General features: G+C 70.0%; 11 protein-coding genes. All 11 read right to left on the bottom strand.

The features are described from left to right. Positions 1-24 precede the first annotated feature (24 nt). The 11 genes from tssH to SFB74_RS03625 all read right to left on the bottom strand — a co-directional run bounded on the left by tssH (position 25) and on the right by SFB74_RS03625 (position 15,562). A complete protein-coding gene (tssH, locus tag SFB74_RS03675; RefSeq protein ID WP_432729317.1) occupies positions 25-2,745 on the bottom strand; it encodes a type VI secretion system ATPase TssH in 2,721 nt (906 codons plus the stop codon). Then, a complete protein-coding gene (gene tssG / locus SFB74_RS03670; protein WP_432729316.1) occupies positions 2,742-3,869 on the bottom strand; it encodes a type VI secretion system baseplate subunit TssG in 1,128 nt (375 codons plus the stop codon). Before tssG ends, tssH begins: the two co-directional genes overlap by 4 nt. After that, positions 3,845-5,737, bottom strand: a complete 1,893-nt coding sequence (gene tssF, locus SFB74_RS03665; protein WP_432729315.1) for a type VI secretion system baseplate subunit TssF — start codon at positions 5,735-5,737, stop codon at positions 3,845-3,847. Before tssF ends, tssG begins: the two co-directional genes overlap by 25 nt. 7 nt (positions 5,738-5,744) lie before the next feature. After that, positions 5,745-6,260: a type VI secretion system baseplate subunit TssE gene (gene tssE, locus SFB74_RS03660; protein ID WP_126025725.1), complete on the bottom strand. Its 516-nt coding sequence runs from the start codon at positions 6,258-6,260 to the stop codon at positions 5,745-5,747. Continuing rightward, positions 6,253-7,092, bottom strand: coding sequence for a type VI secretion system accessory protein TagJ (locus SFB74_RS03655; RefSeq protein ID WP_432729312.1), 840 nt, complete (start codon positions 7,090-7,092; stop codon positions 6,253-6,255). The genes tssE and SFB74_RS03655 overlap by 8 nt, the downstream gene beginning before the upstream one ends. A 37-nt stretch (positions 7,093-7,129) precedes the next feature. Further along, positions 7,130-7,687, bottom strand: coding sequence for a type VI secretion system tube protein Hcp (locus SFB74_RS03650; RefSeq protein WP_432729311.1), 558 nt, complete (start codon positions 7,685-7,687; stop codon positions 7,130-7,132). Between the two features lie 54 nt (positions 7,688-7,741). Further along, the gene (locus SFB74_RS03645; RefSeq protein ID WP_432729310.1) at positions 7,742-9,826 is read right to left on the bottom strand and encodes a caspase family protein; all 2,085 of its coding nucleotides are present in this window, start codon (positions 9,824-9,826) and stop codon (positions 7,742-7,744) included. Then, the gene (locus tag SFB74_RS03640) at positions 9,823-10,995 is read right to left on the bottom strand and encodes a hypothetical protein (protein WP_432729308.1); all 1,173 of its coding nucleotides are present in this window, start codon (positions 10,993-10,995) and stop codon (positions 9,823-9,825) included. Before SFB74_RS03640 ends, SFB74_RS03645 begins: the two co-directional genes overlap by 4 nt. Before the next feature lie 27 nt (positions 10,996-11,022). Beyond that, a complete protein-coding gene (locus tag SFB74_RS03635) occupies positions 11,023-11,772 on the bottom strand; it encodes a hypothetical protein (RefSeq protein ID WP_432729307.1) in 750 nt (249 codons plus the stop codon). A gap of 166 nt (positions 11,773-11,938) precedes the next feature. Further along, positions 11,939-13,570, bottom strand: coding sequence for a murein transglycosylase A (mltA, locus tag SFB74_RS03630; protein WP_432729306.1), 1,632 nt, complete (start codon positions 13,568-13,570; stop codon positions 11,939-11,941). Between the two features lie 57 nt (positions 13,571-13,627). Then, positions 13,628-15,562, bottom strand: coding sequence for a protein kinase domain-containing protein (locus tag SFB74_RS03625; protein WP_432729305.1), 1,935 nt, complete (start codon positions 15,560-15,562; stop codon positions 13,628-13,630). Positions 15,563-15,937 lie beyond the last annotated feature (375 nt).

Raw genomic sequence — 15,937 nt, 5'->3', positions numbered from 1 at the left:
TTTTTCTCTTGGGGTGGAGGCTTGTCAGTCGAAGGCGTAGGTGAAGTCGGCGTCCTTCACATCGAGCGCCACGCGGCGGATCTCGCCGCCCGAGGCCAGGCGCTGCAGGTACTCGACCGAGATCGTCGGCAGCACGGTGTTGGTGAGGATCGCGTCGATCACGCGCCCGCCCGACTCCGGGTCCTGGCAGCGCGCGACCACCTGGTCGACCACCGCGTCGCTGTACTCGAAGGGCACGCCGTGGTTGGTCTCCACGCGCTTCTTGATGCGGCCCAGCTGCAGCCGCACGATCTTCTTCATCATCTCGGGCGACAGCGGGTAATAGGGAATGGTGACGATGCGGCCCAGCAGCGCGGGCGGAAACACCTTCATCAGCGGCGCCTTCAGCGCGTCGGCCAGCGCGTTGGGGTCGGGCAGCAGCTCGGGGTCGCGGCACATGCTCATCACCAGCTCGCTGCCGGCGTTGGTGGTCAGCAGGATGATGGTGTTCTTGAAGTCGATCATCCGGCCCTCGCCGTCCTCCATCCAGCCCTTGTCGAAGACCTGGAAGAAGATCTCGTGCACGTCGGGGTGGGCCTTCTCCACTTCGTCGAGCAGCACCACGCTGTAGGGACGGCGACGCACCGCCTCGGTCAGGATGCCGCCTTCGCCATACCCCACGTAGCCCGGGGGCGCACCCTTGAGCGTGGAGACGGTGTGCGCCTCCTGAAACTCGCTCATGTTGATGGTGATGATGTTTTGCTCGCCGCCGTAAAGCGCCTCGGCCAGCGCGAGCGCGGTCTCGGTCTTGCCCACGCCGGAGGTGCCGCAGAGCATGAACACGCCGATGGGCTTCTGCGGGTTGTCCAGCCGCGCGCGCGAGGTCTGGATGCGCCGCGCGATCATCTCCAGCCCGTGCTTCTGTCCGATCACGCGCTGGTTGAGCGTGTCGGCGAGCTTGAGCACGGCCTCCACCTCGTTCTTCACCATGCGGCCGACGGGAATGCCGGTCCAGTCGGCGACCACCGAGGCCACGGCCTGTTCGTCGACCGAAGGCAGGATGAGCGGCGACTCGCCCTGCACCGCGTGGATCTTCGCCTGCAGCTCGTGCAGTTCGGCCAGCAGCGCGGCGCGGTCGGGCGCGGGTTCGGCAGTTGCGGATGCGGGGGCGGCGGCATCGGTGGCCGTGGCTGCAGCGGGCGTGTCCACCGGCTTGTTGCCCGCGCGCAGCTTGCTGCGCAGCTCCAGCAGCCGGTCGACCAGCCCCTTCTCTTCCTGCCAGCGTGCATTCAGCGCATCGAGCTGCACCTTCGACTCGGCCAGCAGCGCGGCGACCTGCGCGGCGCGCTTGGTCACGTCGATGCCGATGGCTTCCTCGCGGCCGATGATCTCCTGCTCGACCGTCAGTCCCTCGATGCGGCGCATGCAGTCTTCCACCTCGGGCGGCGTCGCGTGCTGCGACACGGCCACGCGAGCGCAGGCCGTATCGAGCAGGCTCACGGCCTTGTCGGGCAGCTGGCGCGCGGGAATGTAGCGGTGGCTCAGCTTCACGGCCGCCTCGATGGCTTCGTCGAGCAGCTGCACGCGGTGGTGCTTCTCGAGCACGCTGGCCACGCCGCGCAGCATCAGGATCGCCTTGGTTTCGTCGGGCTCCGGCACCTGCACCACCTGGAAGCGGCGGGTAAGGGCCGGGTCTTTCTCGATGTACTTCTTGTACTCGGCCCAGGTGGTGGCGCCGATGGTGCGCAGGTTGCCGCGCGCCAGCGCGGGCTTGAGCAGGTTGGCTGCGTCGCCGGTGCCGGCCGCGCCGCCCGCGCCCACCAGCGTGTGGATCTCGTCGATGAAAAGGATGATCGGCGTGGGCGAGCTCTGCACCTCGTCGATCACCTGGCGCAGGCGCTGCTCGAACTCGCCCTTCATGCTGGCGCCGGCCTGCAGCAGGCCGATGTCGAGCGTGAGCAGCTTCACGTCCTTCAGCTGCGGCGGCACGTCGCCGCGCGCCAGGCGCTGCGCGAAGCCTTCGACCACCGCGGTCTTGCCGACGCCGGCCTCGCCGGTGAGCAGCGGGTTGTTCTGGCGGCGGCGCATGAGGATGTCGACGATCTGGCGGATCTCCTCGTCGCGGCCCGTCACCGGGTCCATCTCGCCCTTCTTCGCCTTCTCGGTGAGGTCGACCGCGAACTTCTTCAGTGCGTCGCCCTTGCCCATGGCGGCCGGTGCCATCGCTCCGGAGTCCTCGCCGGGCGCGCCGCTGCCCATGCCGGTGCCGTCCTGCGCGCGCATCTGCGCCTCGGGCGAGGCGTCGCAGACCTTGGCGAAGTTGTCGGCCAGGTCCTCGACCTTCACTTTCTCGAACTGCTTCGACAGGCCGAACAGCGGATTGCGCAGGCTCTGCGTCTTCAGCATGCCCACCAGCAGGTAGCCGGTGCGCACCTGCGCCTCGCCGAACTGCAGCGTGGCGTAGGTCCATGCGCGCTCGATGGCGTTCTCGATGTGCGGGGAGAAGTCGCTGATGGCGGTGGCGCCGCGCGGCAGGCGGTCGAGCGCGGTGGTCATGTCCTTGGCGATGACCGACACGTCGAGGCCGTAGTGCTGGATCACGCGGTGCAGGTCGGAGTCCTGCGCCTGCAGCAATTGCGCGAACCAGTGCTCCAGCTCCACGTACGGATTGCCCCGCATCTTGCAGAACACGGTGGCGCCTTCGATGGCCTTGTAGGCCAGCGAGTTGAGCTTGCCGAAAAGGGCAGTGCGGCTGATTTCACTCATGAGGGACTCCGTATCTCTTCTGAACGAATGAAGATGGGCTTGTTGAAAGACTGGTTGCCGATACGCACGTCGGCCGCGTCGCGCGAGCGCGGGCGCTCGCCGAGCCACGACACCCAGCCGAGGCGCGGTGCGCTGCCCTTCGCGTCGCCCAGGCGCGTGGCCGGCACCTGCGCCTTCTCGAGCACGAGCTCGGCATCCCACTCGAGCTCGTCGCCGAGCAGCTGCTGCATCCAGCGCTGGAGCACGGGGCGCGCATTGCCTATGGGCAGGAACATGCGGTATTGCTCCAGCGTGAGCGGCCCGAGGTGCAGGCGCACGCGGTGCTGGCGGTCCCACGCGCGGGTGCCGAGCATGGCGCCCATGCCCATGGCACGCGAGCTCTCGCCCTGCCCCAGCCGCGTGAGCTCGCCGGCCGGCAGGCTCATCCAGTGGCCGACCCAGCGTTCCAGCTTCACCGGCACGCCGAAGTAGCTGCACAGCACCGACTCCACGCTTTCCACGTTGTGCACGCGGCGCGCGAGCCAGCCCGAGAAGTGCAGGCGCGCGTCGTCATGGATCTCGTCGCGGTCCACGCGACCCGGCGCGCCGATGCCGACCAGCGCGCCGATCTGCAGGCGGAAGCGGTCCTCGCCCGGCCGGTCCAGCGCGACGGCGGGACGCGACTGCGCCCACGCGCGATAGAAGTGCAGCGAGAAGCGGTGCGAGAAGCTGTCGAGAAAGGCCAGCCACGTCGGATCGCCATGGTTCAGGCTGCGCTCGCGGATGAAGTCGCTCAGGTGCACCGGCAGCGGCCCATTGGGGCCGATGTAGCCGAAGAACTGCTGGCGCAGGCGCGGCGGCGAATGCGCTGTGGCGGGCTCGAAGCGGCTGAAGCTCGCGGGCGCGAACGACAGCGACGGCTCCTGCCCCACGCGCACCGGCTCGGCGCCGGGCAGCAATGCGCGGCCCCAGCGCGGCGTGGTGCGCGCGACCGATTCGAGCCGGCGCATCACCGCGAAGTAGTCGAAGGCCCAGGGCTCGGCCGACCAGCCACGCAGCGCGGCATCGACGCGGGCCTGCACGGTTCCACCGCCCTGCTCGGGCGCGCGGGCCGCGCCGGTCACAGGATCTGCCGCGTCCCGCACAGCGGCCTCCAGCGCATGGTCTCGCCCTTGCCCGCGATGCGCAGCACGGTCTCGACGAAATGATTCACCTCCACGTGGCGCGAGAGATAGCGCGCCAGCACCGCGCCGAACAGGAAGCTGCTGTGGCCGTGGAAGGCATCCTTGTCGACCTCGAGCGTCACTTCCAGGCCGCGCCCGAAGGCGATCGGCCCCTTCAGCGGCAGGCGGCGCGCCACGGGCTTGCACTTCACCGACAGCAGGCCGCGCACCTGGCCCTGGCGCATCTCGTCCGCATGCACCGCATAGAGCATCAGTGTCTCGCGCAGCGCGGCAGCGCCCTGCTCCGGCGTGCTGTCGGACAGCGACAGGTAGTTGAGCGCCAGGTGATCGACCACGCGCCACCCCAGCCCCTGGCTCACCACCGGCGACACCGGCCGCGACGGCCCGCGCACCATGCGCACGCGCTGCACGGGGAACGAGTCGACACAGTCGAAGTCGTTCTCGCGACCCAGAGGCATCAGAAGCGGCAGGTCGCGATTGGTGCACAGCGCGGTCACCGCCAGCTGCCGCAGCGTGGCCGCGTACGGCGCCTGCTGCGGATCGACGATCTGCATGTAGACCTCGGAGCCGATGTGGCTGCTGCGGTTGCCTTCGGTGCGCTGGCGCACCGACAGCATGCGCGGCTCGCGCGTGGTCGTGAAGTAGGCCGGATGGCTCAGCCGGCTGCCGTGGAAGGCCGAATAGAAGGGCCGGAACGGCTGCTCGGCCGCGGCCGCGTCGGCGCCCGGCGTGCCATGGCCGATGACCTCGGTGACGGTGTGCACCTCGAAGTCCTGCGGCCGCGTGCGGTCGGGCACCAGGTGGAACTGGCTCACGCCCTCGGTCAGCGGCACGCGGTCGAGCCGCTTGCTGAAGAGGTTCACCGCGGGCACGCAGTGCAGCATCACGTTGTCGGCGCTCACGAGCTTTTCGAGGGCCGCGTCGCCGCGAGAGAACAGCAGCACGATCTCGACCTCGGCCACCGGCATCTCCGCCAGCAATGCCCTGAGCCCGCCGATGCGCACGAACTGGAAGCGCTGGGGAAACGCGAAGTACTCCTGCAGCAGCCTGAAGCCCGAGAAGCCGGTGGCGGTAACGGGCAGCAGCGCCTCGTCGTCCTCGAAGCCGACAGCACCGATGGCACCCGGAGGCAGGCTGCGCGCGGTGCCCTGCAACGCGCCGCCCGTGCCCAGCGGTCGCACCAGCACGCCGATGGGCTGGCCCAGCGCGCACTCATGCAGTTGCCAGGCCACGTCTTCCGCGCCGCCGAAATGCAGCACGAGGTCGTCGAGTGCGATCTGGCTGAAGTCCAGGCCGGCCGTGGCGCGCAGCGTGATGCGAAGGCCGCCGCGGATCGCGCGCGACTGCGGATGCGTGTTGAGCGGCAGGTCGGGCGCGTAGGTGAAGTACTGCGCGCGCTGCACCTCGACGGGCCAGATGCGCAAGGCGCTGGCCGTGCGGAACTCGCAGTGCGTGTTCTGTCCCACCGCCTGCCGCGCGCGCAGGCCGCTGCCGCGCGGCAGGCTCGGGCCGGTGGCGAGGTTGGCGTCGTCGGGGTCGGGCGCGAACGAGACCACCACCATCGCCGGCGTCGGCGCGAGGAAGTGCGGATAGACGATGTCGAGCAGGTGGCCGGTGAAGCGCGGGTATTCGGCGTCGAGCTTCAGGCCCACGCGCGCAGAAAGGAATGCAGTGGCCTCGATGAGCCGCTCCACGTACGGATCGGCGACCTCCTGGCCTTCGATGCCAAGTCGATGCGCAATCTTTGGAAATGCGCGTGCGAACTCGGAAGAGCTTTCGCGGAAATAGCGCAGTTCCTGTTCGTACAGACTCAGCAGCCTGGGGTCCATGGCGGACTCATCTCGGGTTTTGCGCCATGTCCACGATCTCTATGCGGCCCTCTTCCAGGTCAACGCGGCTTCGCATGAGGAACTCGAGCGGCACGGGCTGCGCCCACAGCATGCCGCGGATCTGCAGGCCGATGCTGTTGTGGGAGTCCAGTGCCGGGCCTTCCATGATGAGTTCGACTTCGAGTGTTCGGGACAGGATGCGCGGCTCGAACTGCAGGATTGCGTTCTTCAAAGCCTGTTCCATGCTGACACGCTGCACCGACGAGGTGAACTGGCCAGACAGCATAGGCAATCCGTAGTTGATGACCGAGCGCGCCGCGTTCGGGTACTGCCTGTCGTCCATCGAGAGGCCGTAGCCGGTGGCGTTGAAGAGCCAGCCCAGGTCGCGCAGCACGGCCTGGCGCAGCGCCTGCTTGGTCAGCGTGCGCTTGTCGTCGCTCTCGCGCTTCTCGTCGGGCGCGTTGTCGACGAGGCGATCGAGCAGCGAAGGCTGCAGCCGCTCCTGCGCGGTGAGCTCAGCCATCGACGGCGCCCTCGGCCGGCGCTTCGGCCTCCGCTTCGGCCGGCGTGAACAGGATCTCGCGCACGTCCATCAGCGCGTACTCGTTTCCGTCGCTGCTGCCGAGCACGCGCTGGCCGTAGCCGGCCCAGACCTCGGGGCGCAGCTCGCGCCATTCGGTCTTGCGTGCAAGGCGCAGCTCGCCGTCTTCCACCTTCTCGGTGCCCTCGTAGCGCGTGGGGATGAGCGCGAGGGTCTCGCCGCCGTTCTCGAACTGCAGGTGCGCGGGCATCCACACGCAGTCGCGCAGGTCCTCGGGCGGCTCGATCTTGATGTGCGCGAGGCGCGCGTACGGAATCCAGTAGTACTTGCCGTTGACGAAGGCTTCGAGCACCGGACCGAGGCGCATGTCGGCGTCAGAGAGCCATTCGAAGGGCTTGCCGTCGATGGTGCCGCCGATGGCGGGCGCGCCGTCGAAGGCGCGCTGGCGCAGGTCCTCGGCCAGTTCGCTTTCGCCGCGCCCCTGGCGCAGCAGCGACTCGATGAGCAGCGCCAGCCACTCGTCGGGCTGGCCGAAGATCATCGGCGTGCGCGTGCCGGCGAACACTTCGGCGCGCAGGCCCTCGCAGCGCACGGCCTCGCCGTAGACCTGCTTCATGGGCACGGCCAGCGCGTCGAGCTCGGCCGCGACGGTGAGCTGGTTGAGCGCGCGCTCCCACTGCCCCAGCACGCACAGCAGTTGCGCCATGAACACGCGGTGCTTGCTGTCGGAGGGCTTGGCGCGCACATCGTCGCTCAGGGCCTTGAGGGCGGCTGCCGGGTCGGCGGCCTTGAGGAATTCGGCTGCGGTCGTCATGACGTGCGGCTCCTTGTGGCTGGGCTGGGTGTGCCGCTCAGGCGCGGGTGAACTGGCATTCGCGCACCGCGCCGCGCAGGCCGGTGGTCTTCTGCGGGGCCGAGCGGACCTTCACCGTGCGGTAGCTGATGGAGATCAGCTCCGAGGGCACGCCCCAATGACCGCCGGAGCTCAGCACCAGCCGGCAGATGCGCGCGTTCTCCAGCACCAGCTCGAAGGTCGACTGCGCATCGGGCGAGCGATCGTCGCCGCCGGACTTGAAGGCGCTGATCATCACCTTCAGGTCTTTCTCCTGCGCGCGCAGCAGGCTGGCGATGGTGGCGGTGGCAGCGTCGCTGCGGCGCGCCACGATCAGGTTGTTGGGCACCACCTGGTTCTGGCTGGAAGACTCCGGCACCTGCACCGACCAGTAGTAGCCGCCGATGTTCAGGCGCGCCTTGCCGTCGTCGAAGCTGCGCTCCAGTTCGCCCTCGACCGGCGCGCCCTTGTTCTCGATCAGCATGACCAGGTCGGTCTCTGCCGAGCCGGTGCCGATCAGCTCGTAGAACTGGCGGGCGTCTTCAGGGCTCCAGGAGCCGTCGTCTAGGAATGCCATATCACCTCCGGATATCGAGAGAAGAAGAACAGGAAAGAAGAAGAACTGGAACCGTCATGGCCTGGCTCCCGCGTCCGCCGTGCCGCTCCTGCGCAGCAGGGCCGCGAACACCTGGCGCTCGCCGCTCTCGGCCGGCGGCTGCCCGCCGCGCACGCGCACTTCCGACACATCGGCCTGCGCATAGCCCACGCCGAAAAGGCGCGGCGCGCTGTAGGGCGTGGCGGGCACGGCCATGACCAGCAGGCGCGCGTCGCCCGCGGCATCTAGCCATGGCAGGTCGAAGCGCTTCACCGAAGGCTGCTCGGGCGTGCCGCGCTTGAAGCGGTTGGTTTCGCCGGACTCGTCGGGATAGACCGGCTGCAGGTTGCCGCGCGCGTCGATGCCGGCGATGACGAGGTCGAGCGAACGGCCGCTGGTGTTGCGCACGCTCAGGCGCACCCGCTCGCCGGCACGCGCCGCGGGCAGCGCGTTGGCCGCTTGCGCAACCGGCACGCTGCGCAGCATGCGGTCGCCGTTCCACACTTCGAGCGCCGCGTCGAAGCCGTCGAGCTGGCCGTCCTTGCCGTAGCCCTGCAGCTGCGAGAGCCACTTGAGCTGCGCCAGTGCCTGCAGGCGGCGGCGCAGCGCGGCGGTGTCGGGCAGCACCACGGTGGAAACGGTGGCGCCGAAGAGCGGCGCGAGCAGTTCGAGGCGCTGGCCCGAGGGGCCGAGATCGGTCCAGCGCACGTCGGCGGTGGCCGCGTCGTCGGCCGGACGGATCGCGGCCGGGTAGTCGAGGCTGAGGCCGGCGGGCAGCGGCTTGTCGGCGCGCACGCGCAGCGCGGTGGCGGCCGGCTCGGCCATGGGCGTGACGCTCCAGAAGGCGCTTCCCGGCACGTCCTTCAACGCCGAAGGCACCGCGAGCCATGCGTTGCCGAGCTTGATCTGCGACACGGCGGCCGGCGCGCCGCGGACGGTGCCGTCGTCCAGCGTCGCGAGCACGCGCAGCTCCTGCTGCTGCGCGAGGCCGTCGAGCAGGCCCGCCTTGATGGCCAGGCTGTCGCCGCTGCGCTGCGCGCGCCACACGGGGCGCGTGGACGCGGGCGCGCCGCTGTTGGCGAACAGCGGTGCGTCGAGGTTGCCTTCGGCCACCGGCGATGGAAGCTCGCGCGTGGGGAAGCGCTGCGCGAGCTCGTCGATGACCGGCGGGTACAGAGCGAGCACGCCATCGAACAATTCCCGCCATGTGGCGGGCTTGCGCGAAAGAGCTTCGACCATCGCCCAGGTCAGCAGGCCCTGGGGCCTCGCGTTGCGCGCCTTGCGCGGCAGGCGCAGCTCGGGCGTGATCTGGTGGCTTTCCGATGCGAAGAAGGCGACGTATCGGGCACGCGGAACGGACTCGGCCGGCGCGGGTGGCGCCGGCTGCCGCGCGGGCGGCGCACCGCCCGTCAGTTGCGTTGCGCGCAATCCGCGCCAGCGCACCTCGTCGTCGGGCGGGCCCTCGGCGGTGGCTGGCGCGTCGGCGGTGCCGCGCGTCATGGAGTTGGCGGAGCAGGTGTCGAACACCGAGGCCACGAACACGTTCTTCGCAAGGAAGGACTGGATCCACGCATCGAAGTCCACGTCGCGCAGGTCGCCCGCGAGCGCGTTGTCGCTGCCGAGCGTGCCGCGCACGTCGCGCGCGAGGAAGTTCTCCGAGAGCCCGTCTGGCTCCTGGTAGCGCTTGACGATGTCGCGCAGGCGCGTGCCGTGGCCGGAGAAGTACAGCAGCACGAAGTCGCCGCTCTTCGACTGCGCGAGCAGCTTCGCCAATGCGTCGTAGATGGCCTGCGACTCGGGCAGCGCAGCGCCGCTCACGCCGTCGGCAAGCATCGCGATGTCGGACGCTGCGAAGCCCTGCTTCAGCAGCGCGTCGCGCACCAGCATCACGTCGTTGCGCGGCGCCTGCAGCCACAGCGCCTGCGGCTGGTTGACGAGCTCCGAGACGCCGACGAGCAGCGCGCGCTGCGTGGCGAGGGCGAGGCTGCAGCAGGCCAGCAGCCACAGCACCAGCAGCACCTGGAGAAAGCGCAGCTGCGTGACGCCCCGCCCCTTCGGCCGCGGGTGATGAAGATGCGGGCGGACAGCATGCCCCCCGGCAGGCAGGGCGCGCGCGTTCATGGCCGCCGCTCCCGGGCCGGGCCGGCCGATTCCACCAGCGGCGAGGCGGCGAGCGTCGCCAGCGCCTCCACGGGCTGCGGCACCCGCAGGCGCCATGCGCCGTCGCCGCCCGGCCCGCCCACCACGTCGGCCGAGACCGACTGCAGCAGCCGGTCGGCCTCGTCCATGCGCACGCCGGGCTTCCAGCGCACGAAAAGGTCGGCGCGCGCCGGTTCGGGTGCGGTGGGCACCGCGCGGAAGCGAACCTCGTCGTCTTCGGCGGCGCCACGGCCGCCGATCAACCCGACGTTCTGGATCACCACGCACAGCGCCAGCACCGCGAAGGCCGGGCGCGCCCAGCCCTCGGCACCGAACCAGCGGCGGATGCTGCCCCACCAGCCGCCCTCGGGGCCGGGCTGCGGCCTGGCGCGCGAAGGCGCGGCAGCCGCAGGTGCTTTCTCGCTGTCCTGAGGCCGCGTCAGGGCGGTTCCGAGTTCGAGCCCCACGTCGCGGTACAGGTCCTGGTAGTCGGTGCGCGGGTCTTCCGGCCCGAGCGGCGTGCCCGACAGCACCGAGAAGACGCCGCCGCCCACGCCGCGCAGCGCGATGCGCCCCGGCTCCGGCGCGATGGCCAGCGCCGCGCGCGCGGCCCATTCGTCGTGCACCGCGCGGATGGCCGCGAGCCGCGTGGCCGAGACCTCGCCCAGCACGCGCGCGCAAAGCTGCGGGCTCGGTTCGAGCGTGAGCACGTTCCATGTCTGGATCACGCCGAACATCGGCTCGAAGGGCTCGTCCTCGGGCTCCAGCAGCACGTCGAAGGCACAGGCCCAGTCGGCCTCGCCGGCGGCCATCCAGCCCTGCCAGAGGTCGTCGTGGATGCAGCGGTCGAGCAGCACGCCCAGCAGCCGCCCGCGGTAGACCACGCTGACGAGGCGGCCCGGCGCCCAGCGGGCCGGAAAGCCTCGCTGGGCGACAGCCTCGCGGCGCCGGGCCAATTCGGTAAGGGGCAGGAGCAGGTCGGACGCGGCGGCGGCGGACCCGGCCGGCGTTCCCGGCGGTGTTCCGGGCATGGCCACGGTGGCCGTGCCGGGCTCGCCTTCTCCTGTTCCGGCATCCGGCACAGTGGCCGCGCCGGCCGTTTCCAGCGCGTGGCGTATCACGCTGAGCGGGGGCCAGAGGTCGTGGGTCATGGCGTCTGTTCCTGAATGGCTATGTCTTCAGGCGTAAGACGCTTCAGCACCGAGGATTTTGAAAACCTGCAGGATCGCCGCCATGTTGTCGGGCTCGATGGCGATGCCCAGCGTCTGCTGGATCCAGCCGCCGAGCCGCGTGCGGGCGTAGTCCGCCGTGAGCCCTTCGCGCTTGTGCACCAGGCCCAGCCGGCCCGCGCGGTAGTGGTAGGACGCGATGGCGTGGCGCGAGGCGATGCCCGAGAGCCCGCCCTCGGCCTCCTTGCCGAAGCCCTCGCACAGCAGCAGGCGCTCCGGCTCGGGCAGCTCGGCGATGAAGTCGCGCGCGGCCTGCTGCACGGCCTGCATGCTCAGGCCGTGCTCGGCGAGGCAGCCCTCCAGGTCTTCGCCGGCGCCGATCTCGTCTTCCAGCTGCGCCTCGGTGATCTGGTCGCCGATGGAGAGCTTGCGGCGGAAGGAACTGGCACGCGTGCAGTCGATGAGGTAGCGGCGAAAGTACGCACACAACGCGAAGGCCGTGGACGGCGCACTGTGCCCCGCGCGCTCCTCGGCCTCGTCGGGATCGGCGTCGAGCCGCAGCACCTTCACGTAGATGAACTGCGCCACCAGCTCCTGCCGGCCCTCTCCCAGCACCTGCAGCTCGGGCGGATTGCAGGCCACCAGCGCATCGCCCACGATGCGGTACATGGCGCCCATGTCGTCGGGGGACAGCGTCTGCCTGCGCCGCCAGAGGCGGACGAGCTCAGAGCTTTCCGCGGACGACAGCGTTTCGATCATCGGCTCACCCCCAGGCTTCGCGCACTTCGTGTCGCTTCGCCAACCCCCTTGCAGGGGGCAACACCTGCGGCCCGGCAAAGCCGGTTCCGCGGTGTTCCCCGAACGGGCCTCGCTTCGCGGGCCGACGGAATGGCAATTGGCCCGGGGTCTCGCATGCCTCGATCCTTCAATCGTCGACGCAGCTGCCCTCGGAAGGCACCAGGCATTGCGGCAGGTTCGCGCCTACCGGCCCGCCGCGCGTGCGGATCGCCGAGGACACGGCCGCCTGCGCCACCGCGAGGCCGCGCGGCAGCAATATCCACAGCTGGCCGCGCTCCTTCATGCGGCGCGCGTTGGTCGCGGCCTGCTGGCCGTTGCCGAAGAAATAGTCGGCCCGCACCGCGCCGCGGATGGCGCCGCCCGTGTCCTGCGCAATCGTCAGGCGCTGCATCGGCGCACCGCTGCCGGGCGTGCGCGTGGAGACGAACACCGGATAGCCCAGCGGCGTGCTGCGCGGATCGACCGCGATGGAGCGCCCCGCCGACAGCGGCACGCCGAAGGCGCCCACGGGGCCGCCCACGGGCGACGTCGATTCCTTGAAGAACACGTAGCTCGGGTCCTTGATGCCCGAGCCCGTCACCGCGCCGCCGGCCGCCGGGCGCCGACCGGGCACCACCACCGGACCGCTGGCCACCGGCCGCGCGAGCGTGAAGCCGCGCGTGCGGATGGTGCCGTTGGCCACCGCGCCGGTGTCGCTGTCGTCGTCGTCGCCGTCGTCGAGCTGCAGCTCGATGGAAGAGCCGCGCACCTTCACCGGGCTGCGCGGCTTGCCGTTGGCGGCCTGCGCCAGCGTCGGGCGGAAGGGCTGGCCGTTCTGCTCGGCATAGGCGACGCGCACGATGTCGCCGTTGGCCATGCGGATGCGGCCCGAGCCCTGGATCTGCATTTCGTAGAGCGCGGTGGCGCTGCTCACGAAGGCCAGCACCTTGGCGTTGGGCGCGCCCTTGGTCTCGATCTCTTCCCGCGTGTAGTACGGCAGCAGCTGCTTGCCCTCGATGCGCAGGCGCACCTTGCGGTCGAGCGTGTCGCGCGAGATGCCCGAGAGGTCGAGCGCGTAGAGGCCCGGCGCGCCCATGTCGCGCGTGCTCAGGCCGGTCTGCACCACCACGTTGCGCCCGTCCACGCGGGCCGCAACCGTGCCGGTGCCAGGCGGCAGCTTGCGCGCGTCGGCGAAGAGCATGTCTTCCGGCTGGCCGTACACCGGGTAGATGAAGGGCGCGCCGTACTGGCGCGCGCCCGCGATCTCGGGCTCGAAGTAGCCGGTGACCACGCCGTCGGGCCGGCGGTCGTCGTCGCGGATCTGGTAGGCCGAGAACTCGCCCTCGAAGAAGCCGCGGATGGCGTTGTTGTTCTTGCCGTCGACCTTCTGCGCTCGGTCGCACACCTCCTTCCACTCGGCGCCGCGTCCGTTCAGCACCTTGCAGCTGCCGAGGAAGGCGGGCCAGCTCTCGGAGAAGTCGTCGCGCGACCAGCCGGGCACCGAGTCGAAGCTCACCGAGGTGTAGGTGGCGAGCTGGGTCGAGAAAGTGCGGGCCTGGCCGGCCACGCTGGCGCCGGTGGGCGGCGGGCGCGAGGCGGTGGTGCCGGCCGTGGTGTCGGTCGTGGCCGCGGCGGTGCCTGTGGCGGCGGGCGGCGGCGTGGTGCAGCCCGCCAGGGCCGCGATGGCGGCGGCAGCGCTCCACCTGAGCGCGCAGCCGAGATATCGCGGCCCCTGCCTGTCGGGTGCCTGGTGCTGCCGCGGTTGCGATGTGGTCATCATGAAAGCCTCCTTGTCCGGAAAGTAGTCACGGCCCGAAGGCCGACGCTCTGCAGACGATTACTTCTCGACGATTTTGAAATTGCCGACGCCGTAGACGTCGTTGCACGGGGTGTTGGGCGCGCACACCGGCTTGCCCAGGAGCGGCGACGGACCGGTGCCGCGCGTGGCCTCGAGCGCGGCCAGCACGGGCAGCGGAAACACCGGGAACACGCCATCGTTCTGCACGCCGGCGGCGCTGAAGTCGCGCTCGTGCTCGCTCACCAGCACCGCGAACTGGTCGGTGCCGGCCGGCCCGCCCGCGTCCATCGGCCACGAGGCGCGCGGCAGCGAGAGCGTGCCGCCCGCGGTGATCTTGTTGTACTTGTCGAGCAGGTTCGGGAACAGCAGGAACATCTCGCCGCCGCTGGACAGCAGGAACACGTAGACGTAGCCCTCCCGCTTGCTGCGGACCTCGAAGGCGAGCCGGTCCTTGCCGATCGCGACCTCGGCCTTCTTCGGCGTGGCCGTCACGTCGAAGCCGGGCGCGGCACCGGTCGCGAGCGACTGAAGCGACTCGGCCGGCGTGCGCGGGGCCGGAGGTGGCGACGGTGGTGGAGGCGGCGGGGGCGGTGGTGCCTCCGCGACCTTCGTGTCGGACGGCGGAGCCGGCGTGCTGGCGACGACCGGCTTGTCGTTCGCGCCGCCGCGCCCCTGGAACCACCACCAGCCGCCGCCGGCCGCCGCCGCGAGCACGGCGATCGATGCGAGGGCGACGACGGTCTTGCTGCCGCCACCGCCGCTGCTGCTGTTGTTGTTGCCCTTGTTTCCCGTCGGCGAGGGTGCGGGCGCAGGCGCCTTCGCGCCGGCCTTCCCCGCGATGACCGTGGCCGCATCGGCATTCGTGCCGGACGACGCCCGTCCGCCCGCCGACGAAGGCGGCTGCGTGCGCGGAACCGGCGCGATGCTGTGCCCTACCTCCAGGTCGAGCGCCGCGCGCAGCTCCGCCATCGACTGCGGCCGCTGCTCGGGCCGCACGCCCAGCCCCGCGTCGATCGCCTCCAGCAGGCGCGGGCTGTAGCGCTTGCGCAGGATCTCGTTGCCCGCGAGCGGCACGTAGCTGTCGGACAGCAGACGCGCCACCGAAGGCGGCGGCGCGCGCCCGCACACCGCGACGTGCATCACCGCCGCAAGTGCGTACACGTCGGTCCATGCGCCCTGCGACATGTCGGGCATCTCGGCGTACTGCTCGATGGGCGCGTAGCCCGGCTTGAGGATGACCGTGATCGCCTGAGTCTTGTCGGTGATCACGCGGCGCGCCGCGCCGAAGTCGAGCACCACCGGGCGGCCCGAGCCTTCGAGCAGGATGATGTTGTCCGGTGCGATGTCGCGGTGGTAGCAGTTGGCGTTGTGCATCACCGCGAGTGCCTGCGTCACGCCGTCCATGATGCGGATGAGCCAGGCCTCGTCCACGCCGGCGGGGATGGAGACCAGCGCCTCCCTGAGCGTTTCGCCGCGGTAGAAGGGCATGACCATGTAGGTGGTGCCCTTTTCCTGCCAGAAGCGGTAGACCTTCAGCAGGGACGGGTGGTCGAACTGGGCCAGCAGGCGGGCTTCGTTGATGAAGCTGCGCATGCCGAGGTCGAAGGTTTCCCTGTGTTTCTCCGACAGGGGGACGACTGTGCCGTCCTGCTGTCTTGCCGATAGCGAGGTCGGGAGGTATTCCTTGATGGCTACTACGCGTTCGAGCGTGTGGTCCCAGGCTTCGTAGACGACGCCGAAGCCGCCCTGGCCTATGACTCTTGTTATTTCGAACTCTGCCAGGCGGCTGCCTACGGGGAGGAGGCCTGCTTCCGTTGCGCCTGTGGCAGGACTGGTCACGGGGTTCGAGCCGGACATGCTCGTGGGCTGCGCGCCGGCTGTGATTACCGTTGCGGCGGTGTCGCCGGTTGTCGTTGGCTGCTGGGGTGATTTGGGGACTACGCGGGTGCGGTCGTCTTCGTTGGAGTCGGTCATTGACTGGCTCCTTTTTTGAGTTTGCTGATGGGTTGTTTTCCGGGGCCGGGTCTCGGCCCGGCGGCCGACCTACTTTTCTTTGCTTCGCCAAAGAAAAGTAGGCAAAAGAAAGGCGACCCCACTGTCTGCGACCCTCCGCTTCGCTGCGGGCAACCTGCGGTGCTCGCGTTTCGCGGGGTCTCGCAGAACTCGCTTCGCTCAAACAGCTGCGAGCCCGTATCCGCGAAACGCTGCGCTCCTCGGCGCAGCCAGAGGGGTGGGGAGACGCACGGGCCGTCGCGTTGCTCGGCCACCAAGGCACTGCAGGCGCTTTGCGCCTGCAGTGCTTGGAATGGGTCATTGGTCTTGCTTGGTTCGCTGGGGTTGAATGCACGG

Origin of the sequence: Variovorax xiamenensis (assembly GCF_050916385.1) — a bacterium.
GTDB lineage: Bacteria > Pseudomonadota > Gammaproteobacteria > Burkholderiales > Burkholderiaceae_C > Variovorax.
The sequence above is the reverse complement of the archived record's forward strand: the minus strand, read 5'-3'. Positions and strand labels throughout refer to the sequence as shown.